General features: G+C 38.2%; 22 protein-coding genes. 15 read left to right on the forward strand and 7 right to left on the reverse strand.

Going from position 1 to position 20,394, the window contains the following annotated elements; all coding sequences use genetic code 11:
- Positions 1 to 15: 15 nt before the first annotated feature.
- The gene (locus tag KVT11_RS01980) at positions 16 to 462 is read right to left on the reverse strand and encodes a MarR family winged helix-turn-helix transcriptional regulator (RefSeq protein WP_046527485.1); all 447 of its coding nucleotides are present in this window, start codon (positions 460 to 462) and stop codon (positions 16 to 18) included.
- A 258-nt stretch (positions 463 to 720) separates the two neighbouring features.
- Between KVT11_RS01980 and KVT11_RS01985 the strand changes: the two genes are divergently transcribed.
- From KVT11_RS01985 to KVT11_RS02005, 5 genes are all read left to right on the forward strand, one after another.
- Entirely contained in the window at positions 721 to 1,551 is an 831-nt protein-coding gene (locus tag KVT11_RS01985) for a sialate O-acetylesterase (RefSeq protein WP_046527484.1), read from the forward strand.
- A gap of 130 nt (positions 1,552 to 1,681) precedes the next feature.
- Positions 1,682 to 2,344, forward strand: a complete 663-nt coding sequence (gene catA, locus KVT11_RS01990; RefSeq protein ID WP_210552388.1) for a type A chloramphenicol O-acetyltransferase — start codon at positions 1,682 to 1,684, stop codon at positions 2,342 to 2,344.
- A gap of 206 nt (positions 2,345 to 2,550) precedes the next feature.
- Positions 2,551 to 3,669: a response regulator aspartate phosphatase gene (locus KVT11_RS01995; RefSeq protein WP_210552389.1), complete on the forward strand. Its 1,119-nt coding sequence runs from the start codon at positions 2,551 to 2,553 to the stop codon at positions 3,667 to 3,669.
- Positions 3,659 to 3,832 (forward strand): hypothetical protein, encoded by a 174-nt coding sequence (locus tag KVT11_RS02000; RefSeq protein ID WP_046343310.1) that lies wholly within the window; start codon positions 3,659 to 3,661, stop codon positions 3,830 to 3,832. The genes KVT11_RS01995 and KVT11_RS02000 overlap by 11 nt, the downstream gene beginning before the upstream one ends.
- A gap of 161 nt (positions 3,833 to 3,993) precedes the next feature.
- Positions 3,994 to 4,773, forward strand: coding sequence for an SMI1/KNR4 family protein (locus KVT11_RS02005; RefSeq protein ID WP_210552466.1), 780 nt, complete (start codon positions 3,994 to 3,996; stop codon positions 4,771 to 4,773).
- Positions 4,774 to 4,805: 32 nt separating this feature from the next.
- On the opposite strand, the gene KVT11_RS02010 is transcribed toward KVT11_RS02005, so the two are convergent.
- Complete coding sequence (locus KVT11_RS02010; RefSeq protein WP_210552390.1) at positions 4,806 to 5,681, reverse strand: LysR family transcriptional regulator; 876 nt, start codon at positions 5,679 to 5,681, stop codon at positions 4,806 to 4,808.
- Positions 5,682 to 5,704: 23 nt separating this feature from the next.
- Positions 5,705 to 6,403, reverse strand: a complete 699-nt coding sequence (gene cuyB / locus KVT11_RS02015; protein ID WP_035392360.1) for a cysteate racemase — start codon at positions 6,401 to 6,403, stop codon at positions 5,705 to 5,707.
- 192 nt (positions 6,404 to 6,595) lie between these two features.
- Here cuyB and KVT11_RS02020 point away from each other — a divergent pair, with 192 nt between their 5' ends.
- Positions 6,596 to 7,120: a DinB family protein gene (locus tag KVT11_RS02020; protein WP_047945579.1), complete on the forward strand. Its 525-nt coding sequence runs from the start codon at positions 6,596 to 6,598 to the stop codon at positions 7,118 to 7,120.
- Between the two features lie 4 nt (positions 7,121 to 7,124).
- Here KVT11_RS02020 and KVT11_RS02025 read toward each other — a convergent pair whose 3' ends face one another.
- Both KVT11_RS02025 and KVT11_RS02030 read right to left on the reverse strand, forming a co-directional pair.
- Positions 7,125 to 7,688, reverse strand: coding sequence for a GNAT family N-acetyltransferase (locus KVT11_RS02025; RefSeq protein ID WP_210552391.1), 564 nt, complete (start codon positions 7,686 to 7,688; stop codon positions 7,125 to 7,127).
- Between the two features lie 16 nt (positions 7,689 to 7,704).
- Positions 7,705 to 8,610 (reverse strand): LysR family transcriptional regulator, encoded by a 906-nt coding sequence (locus tag KVT11_RS02030; protein ID WP_050827178.1) that lies wholly within the window; start codon positions 8,608 to 8,610, stop codon positions 7,705 to 7,707.
- Between the two features lie 109 nt (positions 8,611 to 8,719).
- Here KVT11_RS02030 and KVT11_RS02035 point away from each other — a divergent pair, with 109 nt between their 5' ends.
- A complete protein-coding gene (locus tag KVT11_RS02035; protein WP_017359616.1) occupies positions 8,720 to 9,880 on the forward strand; it encodes an MFS transporter in 1,161 nt (386 codons plus the stop codon).
- 114 nt (positions 9,881 to 9,994) lie between these two features.
- On the opposite strand, the gene lpdA is transcribed toward KVT11_RS02035, so the two are convergent.
- Positions 9,995 to 11,389, reverse strand: a complete 1,395-nt coding sequence (gene lpdA, locus KVT11_RS02040; RefSeq protein WP_210552392.1) for a dihydrolipoyl dehydrogenase — start codon at positions 11,387 to 11,389, stop codon at positions 9,995 to 9,997.
- Positions 11,390 to 11,573: 184 nt separating this feature from the next.
- Between lpdA and KVT11_RS02045 the strand changes: the two genes are divergently transcribed.
- The 6 genes from KVT11_RS02045 to alr all read left to right on the forward strand — a co-directional run bounded on the left by KVT11_RS02045 (position 11,574) and on the right by alr (position 17,162).
- Positions 11,574 to 12,143, forward strand: coding sequence for a TetR/AcrR family transcriptional regulator (locus KVT11_RS02045; protein ID WP_210552393.1), 570 nt, complete (start codon positions 11,574 to 11,576; stop codon positions 12,141 to 12,143).
- 20 nt (positions 12,144 to 12,163) lie between these two features.
- Positions 12,164 to 12,583 carry a GNAT family N-acetyltransferase gene (locus KVT11_RS02050; protein WP_148780214.1) on the forward strand — a complete coding sequence of 140 codons (420 nt, stop codon included), beginning with the start codon at positions 12,164 to 12,166 and terminating at the stop codon, positions 12,581 to 12,583.
- 128 nt (positions 12,584 to 12,711) lie between these two features.
- Positions 12,712 to 13,845 carry a response regulator aspartate phosphatase gene (locus tag KVT11_RS02055; RefSeq protein ID WP_210552394.1) on the forward strand — a complete coding sequence of 378 codons (1,134 nt, stop codon included), beginning with the start codon at positions 12,712 to 12,714 and terminating at the stop codon, positions 13,843 to 13,845.
- 631 nt (positions 13,846 to 14,476) lie between these two features.
- The gene (locus KVT11_RS02060) at positions 14,477 to 14,935 is read left to right on the forward strand and encodes a GyrI-like domain-containing protein (RefSeq protein ID WP_146269993.1); all 459 of its coding nucleotides are present in this window, start codon (positions 14,477 to 14,479) and stop codon (positions 14,933 to 14,935) included.
- Positions 14,936 to 15,186: 251 nt separating this feature from the next.
- The gene (locus KVT11_RS02065; protein WP_210552395.1) at positions 15,187 to 15,798 is read left to right on the forward strand and encodes a hypothetical protein; all 612 of its coding nucleotides are present in this window, start codon (positions 15,187 to 15,189) and stop codon (positions 15,796 to 15,798) included.
- Positions 15,799 to 15,980: 182 nt separating this feature from the next.
- Complete coding sequence (gene alr, locus KVT11_RS02070; RefSeq protein ID WP_210552396.1) at positions 15,981 to 17,162, forward strand: alanine racemase; 1,182 nt, start codon at positions 15,981 to 15,983, stop codon at positions 17,160 to 17,162.
- A 78-nt stretch (positions 17,163 to 17,240) separates the two neighbouring features.
- Here the strand turns inward: alr and KVT11_RS02075 are convergent, their stop codons facing one another.
- Positions 17,241 to 18,353 carry an NAD(P)-dependent alcohol dehydrogenase gene (locus KVT11_RS02075; RefSeq protein WP_065460212.1) on the reverse strand — a complete coding sequence of 371 codons (1,113 nt, stop codon included), beginning with the start codon at positions 18,351 to 18,353 and terminating at the stop codon, positions 17,241 to 17,243.
- Positions 18,354 to 18,565: 212 nt separating this feature from the next.
- Between KVT11_RS02075 and KVT11_RS02080 the strand changes: the two genes are divergently transcribed.
- A complete protein-coding gene (locus tag KVT11_RS02080) occupies positions 18,566 to 19,180 on the forward strand; it encodes a TetR/AcrR family transcriptional regulator (protein ID WP_058213846.1) in 615 nt (204 codons plus the stop codon).
- Positions 19,181 to 19,323: 143 nt separating this feature from the next.
- Positions 19,324 to 20,394 (forward strand): Kelch repeat-containing protein (locus KVT11_RS02085; RefSeq protein ID WP_217608976.1); only part of this gene is annotated, 1,071 nt, incomplete at its 3' end.

Here is a 20,394-nt window from a genome sequence, read left to right on the forward strand (position 1 = left end):
ATGATTTACCTCACTCTAATCAAAAGACTTAGAAATAGAATCAATAAATAATTCAAAACCATCCACAACTATTTTTTGTTCTGATTCTGATAAATTACTGAGGATACGTTGATAAAATGTAAGGGATTGTTCTCTTAAGCGATTCACAGTAATGTGGCCTTTTTCTGTGAGGTGCAGAAAAAGTTCTCTTCTGTTTTTTTCATTTACTTCACGATAAACAAGTCCCTTTTTTACTAACTTATCTACCAATCTACTTACAGTTGAAGTCTCTAATCTAAGTTTATTGGATAGTTGCCAAACAGTTAATTTTTCCATCTCTAGTTCCTCTAACGCCATCATTTGAGAGGTTGGTAGAGGTTTTTCAAATGGTCCATTGGGCAAATTTTGAGATTCAAAAACCCCAGTTATTATAATCATTTTCTTAATATCTGATCTTAGTTTTAAGGCATCTTCTCTTTTCAAAAAAGGTCACTCTCCTAAAATTCATGTATTATACATCAATTGTATTATACATGAATTTGTTTTTTTCACAAGTTTAACGTAAGCCAATATGACAACATAGACAAGAGATTTCTTCTTGTTAAAATGGTTTAAGTGGATTGATCCATAGTCGATCCACCTGATTGATAGATGCATCAGGATCTTACCCTAAGTAATTGCTGTTTACTATTTTCAACAAAAATAGGCAAGTATGAAAAATAAAGAGAGGGGGAGAAAAATATGAAGTCATTTTTACTAATTGGACAATCTAATATGGCGGGTCGAGGCTTTAAGCATGAAGTGCCACCAATTTATAATGAAAGAATCATGATGTTGCGAAATGGTAGATGGCAAATGATGACTGAGCCCATCCATTTTGATAGACCGGTAGCTGGCGTAGGACTAGCGGCTTCTTTTGCGGAGGCTTGGTGTAAAGAGCATGAGAGAGAGAAGATTGGTCTTATTCCATGTGCCGAAGGTGGCAGTTCCATTGATGAGTGGTCACGAGATGGGGCATTATTTCGTCATGCAATAAATGAAGCTACATTTGCAAAGGAAGATAGCGAATTGGCCGGGATATTATGGCATCAAGGAGAAAGTGACAGCCAAGATGGGAAATACAAAGAATACAATGAAAAAATACGAAGATTATTTCATGAACTGAGAACGGAATTATCTGTCCCTAACATTCCGCTTGTGATAGGTGGTTTGGGCGATTTCTTAGGAAAGACAGCATTTGGCGCAGGATGTGTGGAATATCAACTGATCAATGAGGAACTACAAAAATATGCACATGATCATGAAAATTGTTATTATGTTACTGCGAAAGGTCTTATACCTAACCCGGATGGAATTCACTTCAATGCGATGTCCCAGAGAATATTTGGTATAAGATACTATGAAGCATGTCGAAAAAAAGAACATTTACATGGACCATTACCAAATGAACATGAGTTAGTGAATGAATGTCATAATAGAATGAATACTTCAGCGGAGAAAACATATATAGCACTAGAAAAATTCACGTTGGGCAAGATGACTTATGAAGAGTTGCTGGAGGCTTTAACGTAGGCAAAGCTCCTCATAGTAGTCTTTGAATAAACAGAAACATGATATATCTTGTGAAAGGATGATTGTGGTGGTAAAAACAGATAAAGTTTCCTCCTGAATACAAGCAATTACATTCAGGAGGAGATAAAAAATGTTTAAACAAATAGATGAAAATTATCCGAGAAAAGAGCACTTTCATCATTATATGACGTTAACCCGATGCACATATAGTCTGGTGATCGATCTAGACATCACAAAATTGTATGCAATATTAAAAGAAAAAAGGCTAAAAGTATATCCTGTGCAAATTTATTTGTTAGCAAGAGCTGTGCAAAAAATACCGGAATTTCGGATGGATCAAGTGAACGATGCACTTGGTTACTGGGAGATTCTCCATCCTAGTTATACGATTTTAAATAAAGAAACAAAGACATTTTCAAGTATTTGGACGCCTTATGATGAAAACTTTGCTCAGTTTTATAAAAGCTGTGTAGCGGACATGGACACTTACAGCAAAAGCAGCAACCTATTTCCGAAACCTCATATGCCAGAAAACATGTTCAATATTTCAAGCCTGCCGTGGATTGATTTTACTTCTTTTAACCTTAATGTATCTACAGATGAAGCTTATTTACTGCCTATATTTACCTTAGGTAAATTTAAGGTGGAAGAAGGAAAAATCATCTTGCCAGTCGCCATTCAAGTACATCATGCTGTTTGTGACGGTTATCATGCCGGTCAATATGTGGAATATTTGAGGTGGCTTATTGAACATTGTGAAGAGTGGTTAAATGATTCAATGCAAATTACCTGAAGACAAAAGGTATGCTCATGGAAATCTAGAAGATGAAGGCAGACTGAAATGAGTCTGTCTTTTTGTTTTGTGATGAGAATGAAAATGTTCCAAAGGTTTACTAAGGCTATATTTGTTCTTTTTGCGGTTTCTTTTCGGTGCTTTGTAAATTCTTGTATGTGATAATAAATGTCATATAAGGGAGTTCAGTGGAAGGGGGATAAGGGATGGAGAAAGTTCTTTCTTCACATGTAGGTGTGAAAATCAATGAATGGTATAAAATGATTCGACAATTCAGTGTACCAGATGCAGAGATATTGAAAGCTGAGGTCGAACGAGAAATTGAACGAATGGAAGAGGATCAAGATCTGCTCATTTATTATCAATTGATGTGTTTTCGCCATCAGCTTATGCTCGATTATATTAAACCTTCAGAAAAACGATCTCCTTCTGTTTCTGAATTGGTTGATAAAATTGAGAATTCTAATCATCAACTTTCCGGTATGTTGCAATATTACAATGCTTTTTTTAGAGGAATGCATGAATTTAGTAAGAAAGAATATGTACAGGCTATTCAATATTACAAGATCGCTGAAAGGCAGCTTGCACTGGTTGTCGATGATATTGAGCAAGCGGAGTTTCACTTCAAGGTGGCTGAGGCCTACTATATTATGAAGCAAACGCATGTGTCTATGCATCACATCATAAAGGCGCTAGATATTTATAAAGAACATGAGCAGTATAAAGTTCGCCAAATTCAAAGTCTAATTGTCATTGCAGGAAATTATGATGATTTCATGAGATATGAAAAGTCGTTGCAACATTTAAAGACTGCTTATTCAATTGCTGTGGGCGCAAACGATCAACGTTTAGTAGCAAAAACATTATTAAATATTGGTAATACATATGATAGGCAATCAAAGTATACAGAGGCAATAAAGCATTATAAAGAAGTGTTAGATGTCATTTCTTCGGAAAATAGTGACATAAAGCCAATCACTCTATTTAGTTTATGTTGGTCGCTGTACAAGTCTAATCAAAGTGATGAAGCGGATCTGCTCGTTGAAGATGGACTTATATATTCCTTAAAGGTAAATGATTCGCTAAGTGTCTTGTTATTTAAAGCATTAAAAGCTATTTATATGGATACTAATGAACAAGCTTTGAAAGAAGTGTTTGATATTTTTGAAGAAAAGAAACTACATGTCTATGTGGAAGCATTTGCTCAAAGTGTCGGGTTATTTTATGAAAAAAAAGGGGACTTTGAAAAAGCTGCCGAATATTACAGAAAGGCTCTTAAGGCTCAAAATGATATTCAAAAAGGAGAGTGTCTGTATGATTATTAAAAAATTACTAATCATTGTATCCATTGTATTGTTAAGTGTTTCAACAGCAGAAACTTTAAAAATCATTGAAACGAAATCAATTCGGAATACAACAATGGAGGAACAAAAATCAAATCGAAACATGACTATGATTGATCGAAATACAACTTCTGAAAACGTATAGACAAGATTAAAACAGACTTTAAGAGTCTGTTTTTTTATACAGTAGAATGAGTAAATGAACAGTTGGTCAATGTTATACTTATCTCAAATAGATACGAGGAGGCATCCACTTTGTAATCATTCTGGGAGAAAGAAGAAGAGAGTCCTTTTACGTTAGAAAAGATAGATGAGGCACAAATTCGTGAAGCAGAGGGAACGCTTGGTGTCACTTTACCTGATACATACAAAAAACTCATTTTAGAATGGAATGGTGGTTTTACAGTTCGTAATGCTTTTCCAACCGATCGGCCGAATTCATGGGCAGAGGATCATGTTCAATTCGACCATCTAAGAGGAATCGCCAATGATGATGGAATTATGAATAGCGCTCAGTTAAGTGATGAATTGGAGCTGCCCGAGGGACTTGTTTTCATCAGCGGGGAAGAAGATACATGGATCGCCATGGATTACCGAGAAACGAAGGAACATCCTCCTATTCACTATTTCGATTTAGAGATGGAGGTAGATTATAAGCTGGCAGATAGTTTCGATGAATTTGTTGAGCGGTTATATACAGCTGACGACGCCATGGTTGAAGTAATAGAGATTGAGAAGGAAGCTTCGGATTTATATATCAGTAAAGAAGAGCTTGAACACATTTTTGAGAGAGGAGACCTTCGTCAGCAGAATCTCTTCAAAATGGCACATTATCCGATGGAAGACATTGAAGAGATCGCATGGTTTTTCTTGCGCATGAAACAGTGCATCAAACAGATAAAAGATCAACATGTCTTGTATGAAACAGCTACTGCTATTCACTCCAACCTTCTGTTAAACCCAGATATGCCAAGGAATGACCGTATCAATAAAGAGCTGCAAGAAATTGCTGAAATTCTAGAAAATAGTGGAGATCCGAATACCGCCTTTTTGGGAGAGGACATTCATCCAGTGAAAAAACGATAGTGAAAGAAAAAAGCCCCTAAAAAGGGCTTTTTTTAATCTAATTCATGAAAAAACTGTTTGAGTTGATCAATGAAAACGGATTTGGATTTTCCTTTTTTATAAATGAACTCGATATTGATGTTGAAATGAATGGATGGATCGATTGAAATTTGTTTTAATGTTCCTTGTTCTACTTCATTTCTAACACAATGATGAGGAAGAAACGATAGTCCCATTCCTTGTAGCACTAAATTTTTTGCAGTTTCCATATGATCAACCTCAATGGAAATGTTCGGTGTGATGTTGTTTTTTTGAAATAATCGGTGGAGCATCAACCAATCAAATGACCCATAGTCAAAGAAAATAAAAGGTTGTTCTTCTAGTTCATTCATATTGATGTTGCCTAGGCTGGCAAGCGGGTGATGAGTTGGGACGAACAGCCCGATTGGATCGCTGAAAATCGGGATTGATTCAATTTGAGGATGTGTTTCAGTCCTGACAATGCCAAAGTCTACTTGGTTGTTAATCACTTTTTGGACAACATCCTTTGAATGTCCTGTTACAATTTTCACTTTCAGATTTTCGTATTTTTCTTTTAGGGCGGGCAATATGTTAGGCAATAGATTATTGGAAATAGAGGATGCGCATCCAATCGTCAATTCATAAGGGAGCATCGTTTGTTTGAGACTATGCTTTGCTTCTTGATAAGAATGGAGAATCTTTTTGGCATGCGGGTAAAACTGTTCACCTTTTTCCGTCAGAGATAGTTTATTTCTCTGTCTATCAAATAATTTCAGGTCTAATTCTTTTTCTAACGATTGAATACGTGCCGATACAGAAGGCTGGGTTAAATACAATGCTTCTGCAGCTTTATTGATACTGCCTAGCTGGCATACATAAATAAACGCTTCTATATTCTCAATATTCATGTTATCCCCTTATATGACGTTCTTTAAATGTTTAGTTTTTCAAGCTCATACACTAATTTTACAGCTTCTTTCGCCAAAATGACAGTAGGGTCAATCACTTTCACAGCTTTGGTTGACCTTAGAACTAAAGGAATTTCTGTACAGCCGGCAATGATGGCTTCTGCTCCTTGATTGATTAAAATTTCTGCAGCTAACGCCAGTTCACTTTCGCCTTTACTCAATTTCCCTGCTTTCACGGCATAAATCCCATTCATCACACTTTTCTGAAGATTTTCACTAGGAGTCATGACATCAATCTTGTGATGGGCACAAGCTTTTTGATAGAGCTGGGTTTTTAATGTGCCATCAGTACATAGTAAGCCCACAGACGTATAGTGATGTTTGTTCAGGTGCTTTGCGGTTTCTAATGGCATATTCATGATAGGGATATGAGTGGATTGTTGTACGTTTTCTAAAAAGAAGTGAGCGGTATTGCATGCAATCAGAATAAAGTCCGCTCCTGCGCGTTCTAATCTTTTAGCTGATGCAATCATATATTCTGTAGGATCTTCGCCTTTCCCAAATATGGCATTGGTTCTATCAGGAATTTGAGGATCATTATCAGCAATTACATGGAGATGATCCTGATCTTTAATAGCTGGTGTATGAGAGATAATTTTTTTCATCAGATCAATCGTCGCTAAAGGGCCCATACCACCCATAATACCAATTGTTGTAGACATGCATATCACCACATTTCATTTTTTTCTATTATAAAAAAAGAAAGGAGGGTGAGTGTTATAGAAAAGTTCTATTTGTATATAGAAGGTTGATCAAAAGCACCTTTTATTTTCTTCTTTATCTGTTTTGAGGTATGAGTTGCAATCTAATTAAAAAACATTAGAATAAAGAAAAATTGATAAAGGAGCAGCCATATGAATTTCAATTTGAATGAAGCTTTAGATATGTTGAGTCGAACTCCTCGTACATTAGAAAGTCTTTTGTCAGGTTTATCGAAGGATTGGCTTCACAGTCGTGAAGGGGAGGGAACGTGGAATCCCGTTGAAGTCATTGAACATTTGATTGAAGCAGAGAAATTCAACTGGATTCCCCGATTAAATGTCATTCTTGCTGATGGAGAGAATACCCCATTTCCTGCATTTGACCGCTACTCCCATTTGAATCAAACTGAAAGACAGATAGAACAAGCACTAGCGGAGCTTCATCATGTGCGGATGGAGAATGTGGCATACATTCAGCGTATGACACATTCAAGTCTTGATCTAGAGAAAAAGGGCGTCCATCCAGAATTCGGCGTCGTGCAAGTGAGCGAATTACTTTCTGCGTGGGTTGTCCATGATTTCACCCATATTTCCCAAATTGTTCGGGTCATGGCGGAACGATATCGAACCGATGTAGGACCTTGGAGCGCTTATTTAGGGATTTTGAATAGGAAATAAATGATTAATGACGCTTCGCGGCCCATTCGGATTGAAGAATCGCATATTGATACTCATCGACCCAATGTCCTTTTGACATATAATTTTGTAGCAAATGTCCTTCGCGTCTCATGTCTAAACGTTCCAGCACTCGAATAGATTTTTCGTTTCGTACATCTGTAAAGGCAATGATTTTATGCTTGTTCAGTGTAGTGAAAATATATTCGATCATTGAATTCAAGGCTTCATGAATATAGCCCTTTCCTTGAAATTCAGGCGCGAGTGTAAATCCTAGTTCAACGATTCTAGGCTCGCTGCCGAGTGTATGAATGGCGCAATCTCCTATCAACTGATTGGATTCAGATAAGGCAATCGCGTATTGAAACCACGTCCCTGGTTGATTAGGTTGTTGCGTCATTTGGTGTTGTACAAATGATTCAGCGTCTTCGTACGTGTAGTTTTCCCAGGATTGAAATGTGGCAATAGAGGGATTTGATCGGTATTGATAAAATGCTTCAATATCCTGCTGATCAAACTGACGAATCACGACCCGGTTTGTTCTTGTAAATATGCTGTTTGCATTCTTCATGTGTTACCCTCACTTTTTAGTTTGTTCTTGATTTGAAAAAGTCTATTAGCCATTCAGATAGCTGTTTTTGCGCTTTGGTCACAAATCGATCGGCATAATACGTTAATTCAAGATGCCGAACAGGAGCAGGGGCAGAAATAGGAATAGAGACAATATTAGGCCATGCTGAATGTTGCTTTAACAGCCCTCTTGGCTGGATGGTGGCGCCGATCCCGGCTTCAACCAGCTGCAATAATGAAGTGGCAGACCCAACATCCATGACCGTGTCCAATTCAAAACCGTGTTCTTTACATACGTCATCGACCAAATCTCTTCCTAGATAGCCTTTTGGATACATGACCAGTGCATGCTTTGTCAGCTCTTTTAGCGTCACTTCACGCCTTTTTGCCAGTTCACTGTCTGAATGAACAAACAATTCGTAGGGCTCATCGCCAAGTGGAATTTGAATCAGTCGTTTATCCGCAGGCCCGCGCAGCCCAATTCCGATATCGACTTTATGTGAGAGCACCTCGTCACGAACAAAGATGGTCGAAAAAGCCTTTAGGTTGATCTCTGGATACAGCGTTTTAAATTCTACAAAAAGCGGAACAAGCTGAAAGTCAAGATCAGAGGGAAGGACGGCAAGCCGAACGGTACCCCGCTGTTCAGATAACAGTTCTTTCATAGCATTTTTGGCATCTCGTTCAGCCTGAAGCATTTTTATGCCATATTGATAAAGAAGCGTACCAGCTTCGGTAGCAACGACTTTTTTGCCGATTCGATCAAAGAGCGGCATCCCAACTTCTGCTTCAAGCAGCTGAATCTGTTGGCTTAATGTAGGCTGTGATATACCTAGTTGCTCTGCAGCCTTTGTGAAATGTAAATGATCGAATACAGCCATAAAATAGGTAATGTGACGAGTATCCATATGCCATCCTTTCATTAATGATAGTATTTTCCTATCATCATAATACGAATTATTGTATTGATCAATGAATGAAGCGGATTTATACTCATAGTAACCTCAACAAGATGAGAGAGGAAGAAGAGTATTGATAAAAAAAGTATTTTATTTAGCTGCTTTATTTTTAGCTGCCTTAAACTTGCGCCCAATCATTACATCCGTAGCTTCTATGATGAGCATGATTCAATCAGACCTTGGCGTTAGTGCACTCACGGCAAGTCTTTTAACCACTTTGCCGGTCTTGTGCATGGGAGTGTTTGCCCCTGTAGCAACGAAACTAAGCCGCCGGTTTGGATTAGAGAGAACTCTTTTTTTCTCGATTTTTCTTATCACAATTGCGACTGGACTGCGTGGTACAAGTCAAACGGTTACCATCCTTCTCATGACTGCTTTTGCAGGAGGAGTTGGAATTAGTTTTGCCGGACCATTGTTGTCTAGTTTTATTAAAAAGTATTTTCCGAAAAGTCCTGGGATTGTCAGTGTGTACTCTATATCGATGACAGTTGGCGCTGCACTTGCTTCGGGCTTGACCATTCCGATTTACCTTCGCAGTGAGCATAACCTTCCACTTGCGTTAGCCTGCTGGGCGGTTTTAGGCGTTATTGCACTGATTTTATGGCTCGGTCTAGCTCGTAAAAACCAACAAGCAGATCATGCAGACGTGCCGCTGAGATTACCGCTACGAAACAAAAAAGCTATTCAATTTACTTTGTTCTTTGGCTTTATGTCTAGCATGTTCTATTCGTTAACAGCGTGGATTTCACCCATTGCGCTTGATTTTGGGAATAGTCCGCAGTATGCCGCCATGCTGCTTACGATATTTACGCTCATTCAGATTCCGGTGGCATTACTTGTTCCAGCAATCGTTAATCGTCTAGGAAAGCCGAAATTATTTCTGATCTTATGCAGTTTGTCAGAGCTGATTGGCCTCATATTCCTTCTACTGCCAATGCCGATCCTGCCAGCTGTTATTTTTCTAGGGATTGGAGCAGGTGGATTATTTCCTTTGGCGCTTATGTTGCCTATTATTGAAACGCGTACGCCAGAAGAAGCCGGTACATGGTCAGCGATGTCACAGATGGGCGGGTATATCATGGGAGGATTTGGTCCATTTTTAATCGGTTTGATTTTCGATATCAGCGGACATTTTCAAGCTGCTATTGTCGCAATGCTCGCCATCGTGATGCTGATGATTGGCGTGCAGTTATCGATGAAGTTAGGGAAAAAACGTGATGAGGTATCCAATTAAAGATCAATATACCGCTGCTTTTATATCATGACTCAATTGAAATCGCCATAGCCTATTCCTAAGTAGGCTATGGCGATTATTTTACTCAATTTTTAAAAGATGCACCTGAATGAATTATCGTGCCAGATTTTTTTCAACTTTACGAGTGGCCATTTCTGCAGCCTCCATGATCATTTCACCTAATGTTGGGTGAGGATGAATCGTCATGGCTAAATCTTCTACTGTAGCACCAATTTCAATAGAGAGAGAAAGTTCTGATATAAGAGTAGATGCCTCTGCACCTACGATCTGTGCTCCTAAAATAAGGCCAGATTCAGCATGGGCCACAATCTTCACAAATCCTTCTGGTTCTTTTAATGCCAGTGCTCGACCATTAATAGAGAACATTGTTTTTCCAATAACAGTCGGAATTGATCTTTGTTTGCAATCCGTTTCGCTCAGTCCAACACTCGTCAATTCTGGGCTGGAAAACACAACAAGTGGGATCGCTTTATAATCGATCATCGAAGGTTTCCCGGCGATTGCCTCTGCTGCCACCTTCGCTTCATAGGAAGCTTTATGAGCCAGAGCAGGACCCTCGGTGATATCACCAATTGCATAAATGTGCGGAATGGAAGTTCTGCATTGTTCATCAATTTTAACTAGTCCGTTAGGGGTAATGGACAAACCGATAGAATGGAGACCTAATGTTCCATCTGTATTCGGTTTTCTTCCGACTGTAATCAGTGCATAATCTGCTTTCAACGTGTAACTTTCTTTCTGTTTCTCATAATGAAGATCAATTCCGCTCATATGTTGCTCGGCACCTATGACGTTTGCTCCTGTAATCACGGTGATGTCATCTTCTTTCAATTGTCGAACAACAGGAGAGACAAGTTCACTTTCAAAACCAGGCAATACTTGATTGCCGCCTTCTAGAATGGTGACTTTTGATCCAAACCTTGCAAACATCTGTCCGAGTTCAACACCAATATATCCACCCCCAACTACGACAAGGCTTTTAGGGATTTCGGGAAGGGATAGTGCTTCAGTGGAAGACAATATACGACCTCCGAAAGGGAGTGATTTAATTTCAATTGGACGAGAGCCGGTTGCTAATATAAGGTGTTTGAAGTTGATTCGTTTTTCAACTTTTTCGGCATGTTGAATCACCGCTGTATGCTGATCGAACAAGCTTGCATCGCCTTCCAAAATGGTAACTCCCGCTGACTTTAACAAAAATTGGACACCTCCAGCTTGTTTTTCCACAACAGCTTTTTTGAACGCTTGAGCTTCATTGAAAGAGCCGCCATCTTGAAAACCACCCCATTGTGTGCGGAGTTTGAACCGCTCTGCTTCTGCTATTAGCGCTTTAGAAGGGATACAGCCTACATGGGTGCATACGCCACCTAACTGATCACGTTCTACTATCGCTGTCTTCATGCCGAGATGAGCTGAACGTAACGCCGCCACGTAGCCTCCCGGACCTGATCCAATCACTAATGTATCTACTGTTTCTAAATGAATCATTTCTTGCACCTCCAATTTCAAAATATGATGATCATAATATATTATAATCATCATATTTTGGCGAAGTCAATCCCATTTGAGTGAGGAAAGATGGATTTCAGTCAATTGACACATGATAATATGATGAATATAATATTTTAATAAATACACTTAGATGAGTTAAAAGGAAGGAGGGAGAAAGAGGTTGCCTTATCCGAAAGGTCATAAGTCAAAAGTGAGAGAGCAGATCATCGCTAGTGCTGCACGAGCATTTCGAACAAATGGCGTCCGTAGTATCAGTTTGCCATACATTATGAAAGGGGCAGGTCTAACTCATGGAGGGTTTTACGCTCACTTTAAGAACAAGGATCAGTTGGTAATAGAGACTTTTCATTTTGCTATTACTGATACGATCAAGCTGCTGCAAAGTGTTGCAGATAAGAAAGTAGATCAGCCTCGAATTCAGACTATCATTGACTTTTATTTAAGTTCCGTTCACCGTGATCAGACGGAGATCGGCTGTATATTGCCTGCACTGGCAGGGGAGATTGCTCAATTATCGCAAGAGGTACGTAAAGCCTATACAGATGAATTGAAACGGTTTATGGCGTTTATAGCTGATACGGGAAACATAGATCTCTCTGCCAGTTACGCACTAGTAAGCAGCATGATTGGTACAATTGCTCTTGCACGAGCTGTCAATGATTCGCAGTTCAGTGATCAATTGTTAATGGCAGGTAGAACACAGGCAAAACACATTTTAAATTCAAATTAAAAAACATAGGGGATGTTGCGATGTTGATTAGAGAAGCAAGCATAGAAGATTATCCACAATTAAGACAAATCTATTTAGAATCCCGACGTCAGAGCTTTCACTGGCTCAATACAGAAGAAATCAAACTGCAAGATTTTGATCAAGATACGAAAGAAGAGCAAATTTTCTTAGCTGAGGAGAACAATAAAATCCTTGGATTCATCTCATTATATGTACCAGATCGTTTTATTCATCTCTTGTTTGTACATCCAGAAGCTGTTGGTCAAGGGGCTGGCGATCTGTTGCTGAAACATGCGATCAAAGTGCTCGGAACACCAGTCACCCTCAAATGTGTATCCGAAAATCACAAAGCTTTGTCTTTTTATCAAAAAAGAGGATGGAAGGCTGTTGTAGAGGAAGGGGAACCTGGGGCGAAGTACTGGGTGCTTATTTATGAATAGAAGTCATGTTATCTATCATTCACACGGCCCTTTATAGGGCTTTTTTGCGGTTTATTTTCGGTGTCGAATGATTCATAAAATGATAATATATGTCATTATAGGGAAAATAGAGGAAGGGGTAAGAGCTGATGGAGAAAGTGCTTTCTTCTCACGTCGGTTTGAAAATCAATGAATGGTATTATCATATTCAACGATTTAATGTACCGGACGCCGAAGCATATAAAGAAGAAATCAAATCAATGATTGATCATATGGAAGAGAATCAAGATTTATTATTGTATTTCTCACTCATGGAGTTCAGACATAAATTAATGCTAGATTACTTGAATCCTTTAGAAAATGGGAAAGAACGAGCGAACTTCAGGGAACTTGCAGTGAAGATAAAAAAAGATCAAGAGAAATTAACAGGATTGCTTGAGTATTACTTTAATTTTTTCTATGGGATGTATGAATTTGAAAACTACGAATACCTCAATGCGATTACCTTCTATAAGCGAGCAGAAAAAAAGCTGTCTCTTGTCAGCGACGATATTGAACGTGCCGAGTTCAATTACAAGATGGCGGAAATCTATTACCACATGAAACAAACCCACATGTCCATGCACCATATCGCACAGGCGATAGAATGTTACCGAGAAAAAGATACATACACAGTCAGAGAAATCCAGTGTTCTTTTGTCATTGGATTAAACTATATTGATATGGGCTGCCCCGAAAAAGCCATTCCACATTTTGAACGTGCGCTTGAACAAGCTGCAGATCACTCAACAAAAAGACTAAAAGGGTCAGCGCTCTATAATTTAGGGTTGAGTTATTTCCATCATGGTGACCTAGCACAAGCAATTGTTCACTTTAATGACTCGATTCGAGCATTTAAAGAGCAGGGGTACGAGCATTTAAATCGAATTTTAGACCCTCTCGTTATGTTATCAAAATCCTATTTTAAAAAGAACGCACAGGATCTAGGTACGTATGCATTACATAACGGTATAGAACTATCTGAAAAGCTGAAAGATCATGTGTTGTTACATATCTTTACGTTTTTAAAATCACTATACGTTGACAACAATTTTGAACAACTAGAAAAAATTTCAGAATGGTTAGAGATGAAGTCCATGTATCCTGACCTTGAAGACTTAGCAAAAGATGCTGCAAAATATTATAATGAGATGGGAGATAAAGACAATGCGATGCATTTCTATGAAAAAATTCTTTATTTCCAAACTCAAGTAAAGCGGGGGGACTGTCAGTATGAAATTTAAAACGTTATCAGTAGTATGCGCAGTGATCAGTGTCATCAGTATTGTTAGCTATTTTACATCTGAAGTGACAGCAAGTCATGATGAAGCTAGGAGAGGTCATACGGCAAGTATCGGTTATACTGCTTAAATAAAAAGCCCCTTAAGGGCTTTTTATTTTAAGACGGTATATATGCTATGAATAAAGAATATTTTTCCCATAGAAAAGATATTGAGGAGGAAGTAAAATGACAATGTTAAAATCCAAATTATTTCGAAGGATTTTCATTATATTCTTTGCTTTAACCTTTATGATTAGCCTGTTTAATATGGCTGTATTTCCAGGGACGCCAGTGTCTTATTATGTTGGTCTGATTTGTAAGATGTTGTTAATCAGTTTGTTAAATGGTATGTTTTTCGGAATAATAATCTATTTGATTGTCAGTTTTCTTAAAGCCATTTCTTCAAAGGAAAACCAATAACAAGTGAGCGGCTAAAATCCGTTCTTTTTTTATGATTAAAAATTGGACATCTTATGAATGAGAATATGAGATTCAATTATTTTTAATATCCTAATGCATTATATTTTAAAGGGTGTTACCGTTGGATGTAAGGAATGATTGGCCAATCTTCCAATAAGAGTTGGAGGGTAATCATGAATTACAAAATTGAAATGTTAACGAATATGAAAATGGTGTATATGAGAAATATAGGACCGTATGGTAGTAAAGAGAATGTGGAGATGATGAAGAAATTTAAAAAATGGATCAACGAACATCAATTCAATGATGAATTAAAGAAGCATGGAATATACGGTGTCCCTCAAGATGATCCTGCAAGAACTTTACCTGAAAATTGCAGATATGACCTCATGTTCATGACAAATAGAGATTTCTCCAAAGATCAACTTGTTCAGACTGGTCATGTTGAAGGAGGAAAGTATGCTGTGTTTACGATGACACATACAGCCGAAAAAGTGAATTTGTTTTGGAGACAATTACCTCAAATGATCCAACACAATCAATTGAACATACGCCATGCACCTATTATGGAGAGATATAGAGAAGATGAAGGCGAAGATAAGGTGTGTGAATTCTTACTGCCTATCTTTTAAACATTTTATCTAACTTCAATGAAAACAGACCTCTTGTGGTCTGTTTTCATGAATGTAAAATCTACACGTTTAAATAATTTAGGACTCGTTTCTTTAAATAACGATATTGAGCCTTATTCGTATCTTGAAATGCTTCTTCCCGATTTGAAGGTACATCCAAATAAAAGATTTCTTCTGAAGCACTTAATCCAGATGCTATACTATGGCTAAACCAATATGACAATAAAAGGTCATGTCAGGAGGAGCATGGTGTGATATTCATCATAGGAATTGTAATCGCTTTTATTGTTGCTATTTTAGGCTTTACTGTTTTCGTAGATGTAGGTAATGGGTTGGGAACAGCTTTTAGCATTATTGGGGGAATGGTCATTTTATTCATAGCGGGAAGGCTGCAAAGACAAAAAGAAAAGAATGATCCAAACATCTTATTAGATAAGATGATGATGCTCTTTCACGAAGACGGGTTTCAGTCCTCAACATACATCTTTTCGCAAAATGTTGATAAAGGATTTGCGATTGATGACGAGCGAAAGAAAATGCGCTTTATTACATATCAACCTGGCAGCTCATCTCAGAAATTCAGGTTTGAAGTCACTGAACTTTCCTTGCAAGAGTTGAAACAAGTTGACGTGTTAGAAGATGGTAAACCCATTGAACATTCTACTGAGAGTGATAATAATGAAGAGATTTCTACACTTCAATTAAGATTAACGATGAATGATCAAGAAGCATCAACGATTACGATCACCTTCCTGCAATTTGATGTGCCAGTTCGTAAGAGCACCGCTGAATATTTGATTGAACGAGAAAATTTGGAGGAAATTTATCATCAAATTGATTCAATGATGAAACCTGTATATTAACTAAATTCCTGTTCATAAAGAAGAAATCACATTTTGATGTGGTTTCTTTTTTTATCTCAATCAAGTCAAAGCCAGTCCAGTCATTGTAGTTGAATGTTTTTCACAAAAATGAATAAAGATAGACTAGACACGAAAACGAACATTGATATTGAAATGACTCATGTGATGAGGAGGAAGCATACATGCAAAAGCTTTGCAGGGAAGTCTGGATTGAAGTCAATCTTGATGCGATTAAAAGAAATATCGAAGCCATTCAAGCGCATATTCCAAGAAAAAGTAAGATCATGGCTGTCGTGAAGGCGAATGCTTATGGACACGGTTCAGTGGAGGTAGCGCGGCAGGCACTAGAAAGCGGTGCGACAGAACTTGCAGTTGCTAGCTTAGAGGAAGGCATTGTGCTGCGAAGAGCAAAAATTGAAGCGCCGATTTTGGTTCTTGGATTTACACCGCTCGACTGTGTGAAAAGGGCCGCAGCCTGGAGAATTGATCTATCTGGCCTTCGTGAAGATTGGATTGCTCAAGCAAATGAGATCTTAGCGGAAGAAGAAAGCCAGCGCCGGCTTGGGATTCATGTCAATGTTGACACAGGGATGGGGCGATTAGGTGTACGGACAAAGGAAGAGCTGTTAGCGGTGGTGAAGGCGCTTGAAAAGAGTGAAAACCTGAGGTGGGATGGAATATTTACGCATTTCTCCACTGCGGATGAGCCTGATCCTGATTTTACGTTGCTTCAGCATAGCATCTTCATTGATTTTCTTCGGTTTTTGAAAGAAGAAGGGATCAAACTGCCGACCGTACATATGAACAATACAGCTGCTTCGATTGCGTTTCCTGAATTTAGCGCCGATATGATCCGGCTTGGTATCGGACTTTATGGATTGTATCCCTCGCAATATATTCAAAGCTTAGACGCTGTTCAGCTAGAGCCCGCTCTCAGTTTAAAAGCAAGAATTGCGTTCGTGAAGAAAATGGTGACAAAACCAAGAACCGTCAGCTATGGGGCAACCTATGTGGCAAAGCCTGACGAAGTCATTGCGACCATACCGATTGGCTATGCAGATGGGTACTCACGTGCTTTATCCAATCGAGGGTTTATGCTTTTCCGCGGAAAACGAATGCCGATTGCTGGCCGAGTCACAATGGATATGACGATGATCAGCTTAGGAGAGATGAAAGCAAAGCAAGGCGAGGAAGTCGTCATTTATGGCCGTCAAAAGGGCGGAGAAATTTCTGTTGATGAAATTGCTGAAATGCTCAATACGATTAACTATGAAGTCATTGCAACATTAAGCCGCCGTGTTCCAAGGTTTTATCGTCGAGGCGGGAAGGTTATTAAAATATCGACACCTGTGATGTATGTGTAAAGGTAAGGAGAGCATGAAATTGCAAAAATCCCCCTTTATATGGAAAGGGGGATTTTGAGTTTCATGTCTCATTACGACTTAAGCTCGATACTCTTTATCTAAAATTAGAATTGGTTTAATCGTAGATCCGTTTTTAGAATCTTCAAAAGCTTGTTCAATCTCTTCTAATTCGTAGAATTTTGCTAGTTTCTCAACTGGGAATTGTCCATTTTTAAAGAACTTGACTAGTTTAGGAATGAATAGTTGAGGAACGGCATCTCCTTCTATCACACCTTTTAACGTGAGCGCATTGAGCATGAGATCATTGGTCACATTAAACGTTAAATCGCGTTTTCCTACTGCTACTGTTGCACAAGTTCCTTTGACACGCAGGCAGTGAAGGGCAGCTAGTGTGACTTCTGGTACTCCAGTTGTTTCAAATGAGTAATGTGCCCCTTTTCCTTCTGTGATTTCCTTGATTTTTTCAGTTGGATTCTCATGTTTACTGTTGATGACATGTGTTGCACCTAATTCTTTTGCTAACTCAAGGCGGCTATCATGGATATCAACGGCAATAATCGGATCACAGCCTGCAATTTTTGCTGCCATTAACCCACTTAAACCAACAGCGCCTGTACCGAACACAACAAAGCTTGTACCTGGAGCTGGAGCAAGTGAATTTAAGACAGTACCGCTCCCAGTCATTAAGCCGCAGCCAAATGGTCCTAAATAACGTAAATCAGTTTCTTTGTCTACTTTCACCACATTTTTCTCATCAACCGTTGCATATGTACCAAATGACGATTGACCAAAAAATTGTGATACATCTTGATGATCATGTGTATGGATAGGCGTTTCATTATGTTTATTACGACCAGAAAAATTCAGTGGAATCATGTTTTCACATCCACCAGCGTTCCCGTCAAGACAATTATGGCAATGACCGCAATAAGCGAAACCTAGTACAACGTGGTCTCCTTCTTGAACGGTTGTGACATTAGAACCTGCTTTCACGACAATACCAGAGCCTTCATGTCCTAATAAAGCAGGACGTGGGACAGGAAGCGTGCCATCTAATACAGTGGCATCCGTATGACAAACGCCAGATGCAACAATTTTAACAAGCACTTCATCTGCTTTTGGATCATCTAGTAATAGTGTTTGTTTCTCGAAATCTTTTTCATTTGTTGTGACCATCGCTTGAATTTCCATATCATGTGCCCTCACTTTTTATATAGTATGATATTCTAAAGAAGTTAGATCAAATGTCACAAAAAATTCATTTCTTTATGACTAAGTTGATTGTAGGACGAAAGATTTTCCGTTTCAATCAGCAAAAAATCTTTTTTGTATAGGTTTTCAACACAAATGAAATTATTTATCTCTAATCAACATTTTTTAAAAAGTGTCTAAAGGAGGGGCCCATGATCAAAAAAGAGGATCGCCGTGTTGAGCGAACAAAAGAAACACTTCGTCAAACATTCAAAATACTAGTAAAAGAAAAAGGATATTCGCACGTAAAAGTGAAGGATATTGTGGAAAAGGCAAACTATAATCGGACGACGTTTTATGTGCATTATGAAAGTAAAGATGAATTAGCAGCAGATGTTATTCACCGGGAAATGGTCGATTTCGAATATGAATTTTGTAAGCCGACTCGTGAAAATCCACTGTTGGATTTAACTCGCATGAAACCAGAGGGCACTGATGTATTTCAATATATCGTTGAAAATCGCGACTATTATGATTTATTAGTGATGGAAGACCGAATTCCCCACATACAAGAACAATTGCTTAAGAAAATACAATATATTTTCCAAAATAGAATGTCGTTTGTGAGTGATCAGTATGCAGAAATCAACGACAGTTATTTTGTCCAGTATCGCTCATACGGCATTTTCGGTTTTATAATTGAATGGATCAGAAATGACTACAATGCATCTCCCTCAGAAATGGCACGCCGCATTATCAATTTATTATATATTCAATCCTCACTCATGATTCAGCTGAAAGATGAAGAAGCGATTATGAAAAGGTAATGTCAGATAAATTTGATATATGTAGAAAGATATTAATAGAAATAAGTGCATCCTGAATTTATGATGGGGCACAATGATAAAAATTAAATTTTATTCCAAATATGTCGATAAAAGGAGGGATATTTAAGATATGGGGGAAATAAATGATGAAAAAAGGATTATTTTTAGTGCTTTTGACCATTTTTATGATGGTCACAATTCATCCGTTAAATGCTCATGCAGCTGAGACAAATGGTTGGACGAAGCGAGCGGACTTACCGGAAGAGAGACTTCATTCTAGTTCTGTAGTAGTAGATGGGAAAATTTTTGTTTTTGGGGGAAGCAGTCAAAAATCACATAGTAATAAAAATACCTACATGTATGATCCTTACAAAAATGAGTGGAGCTCAAAAGCTGATATGCCAAGAGAAAGAACAGATAGTGCGGCAGTGGCGATAGGGAAAAAAATATATGTCATTGGAGGAGCATATCAAGATAGCACAAAAACAATTGATATTTATGATGTAGAATCCGATACATGGTTCGAAACACCAATTAATATACCAAACCTAGCTGTGACAAAAGGTGATATAAGCGCGAGTGTTGTAAATGATAAGATTTATATTCTTGCAACGAATAAAAGTCCTTATCAAGAACATAATTTTTATAGTTATGATACAAAAACGGATACATGGCAACAATTGAAAATGTTTCCTCAGCAATTTACTGGTATGTCTATGTCAGAAGTTATTAACAACAAAATTTATGTCACAGGTGGAGAAAGAACAGTTAGTAATGCCAAGAATGCCCAAGTGTATGAATATAACATTGAAACAAACCAATGGGTACAAACGAAATCAAAGTTGAAGTTTTATCAACTAGGGGCAGCGTTTACAACATATCAGGGAAAATTGTTTATGGTAGGCGGTCAGTATGACGATGACAGATCCAGCCCAATATCACCATATTCACAATATTATGATGTCGATTCTAATTCTGTGAAAAAAAGTATAAGTGAATTGCCTGAAGCTAGAGTGGGATCAAGTGCTGTAACTCTTGGCGGTACGATATATATCATAGGTGGGAGGAACTTTAAAGAATATTATCATTCCAAATCGGTTAAAAACGACTTCAAATCAGTAATTTCTATCTCAATAAATGGCTTACAAATTGTTGAAGATGAAACAAAGCCAGATGATGGGTCAACCGAAGAGCCAAAAGATCAGGACGGGACA

This window comes from Bacillus sp. GbtcB10 (assembly GCF_019091365.1).
In the GTDB taxonomy this organism is placed as follows: domain Bacteria; phylum Bacillota; class Bacilli; order Bacillales; family Bacillaceae; genus Bacillus; species Bacillus altitudinis.

What these genes read in the sequence shown, in the direction of transcription:
- KVT11_RS01985 (WP_046527484.1), top strand. Translation starts at nt 721, where the DNA reads ATGAAGTCATTTTTACTAATTGGACAATCTAATATGGCGGGTCGAGGC.
- catA (WP_210552388.1), top strand. Translation starts at nt 1,682, where the DNA reads ATGTTTAAACAAATAGATGAAAATTATCCGAGAAAAGAGCACTTTCAT.
- KVT11_RS01995 (WP_210552389.1), top strand. Translation starts at nt 2,551, where the DNA reads ATGGAGAAAGTTCTTTCTTCACATGTAGGTGTGAAAATCAATGAATGG.
- KVT11_RS02000 (WP_046343310.1), top strand. Translation starts at nt 3,659, where the DNA reads ATGATTATTAAAAAATTACTAATCATTGTATCCATTGTATTGTTAAGT.
- KVT11_RS02010 (WP_210552390.1), bottom strand. Translation starts at nt 5,681, where the DNA reads ATGAATATTGAGAATATAGAAGCGTTTATTTATGTATGCCAGCTAGGC.
- cuyB (WP_035392360.1), bottom strand. Translation starts at nt 6,403, where the DNA reads ATGTCTACAACAATTGGTATTATGGGTGGTATGGGCCCTTTAGCGACG.
- KVT11_RS02020 (WP_047945579.1), top strand. Translation starts at nt 6,596, where the DNA reads ATGAATTTCAATTTGAATGAAGCTTTAGATATGTTGAGTCGAACTCCT.
- KVT11_RS02025 (WP_210552391.1), bottom strand. Translation starts at nt 7,688, where the DNA reads ATGAAGAATGCAAACAGCATATTTACAAGAACAAACCGGGTCGTGATT.
- KVT11_RS02030 (WP_050827178.1), bottom strand. Translation starts at nt 8,610, where the DNA reads ATGAAAGGATGGCATATGGATACTCGTCACATTACCTATTTTATGGCT.
- lpdA (WP_210552392.1), bottom strand. Translation starts at nt 11,389, where the DNA reads ATGATTCATTTAGAAACAGTAGATACATTAGTGATTGGATCAGGTCCG.
- KVT11_RS02050 (WP_148780214.1), top strand. Translation starts at nt 12,164, where the DNA reads ATGTTGATTAGAGAAGCAAGCATAGAAGATTATCCACAATTAAGACAA.
- KVT11_RS02055 (WP_210552394.1), top strand. Translation starts at nt 12,712, where the DNA reads ATGGAGAAAGTGCTTTCTTCTCACGTCGGTTTGAAAATCAATGAATGG.
- KVT11_RS02060 (WP_146269993.1), top strand. Translation starts at nt 14,477, where the DNA reads ATGAATTACAAAATTGAAATGTTAACGAATATGAAAATGGTGTATATG.
- alr (WP_210552396.1), top strand. Translation starts at nt 15,981, where the DNA reads ATGCAAAAGCTTTGCAGGGAAGTCTGGATTGAAGTCAATCTTGATGCG.
- KVT11_RS02075 (WP_065460212.1), bottom strand. Translation starts at nt 18,353, where the DNA reads ATGGAAATTCAAGCGATGGTCACAACAAATGAAAAAGATTTCGAGAAA.
- KVT11_RS02080 (WP_058213846.1), top strand. Translation starts at nt 18,566, where the DNA reads ATGATCAAAAAAGAGGATCGCCGTGTTGAGCGAACAAAAGAAACACTT.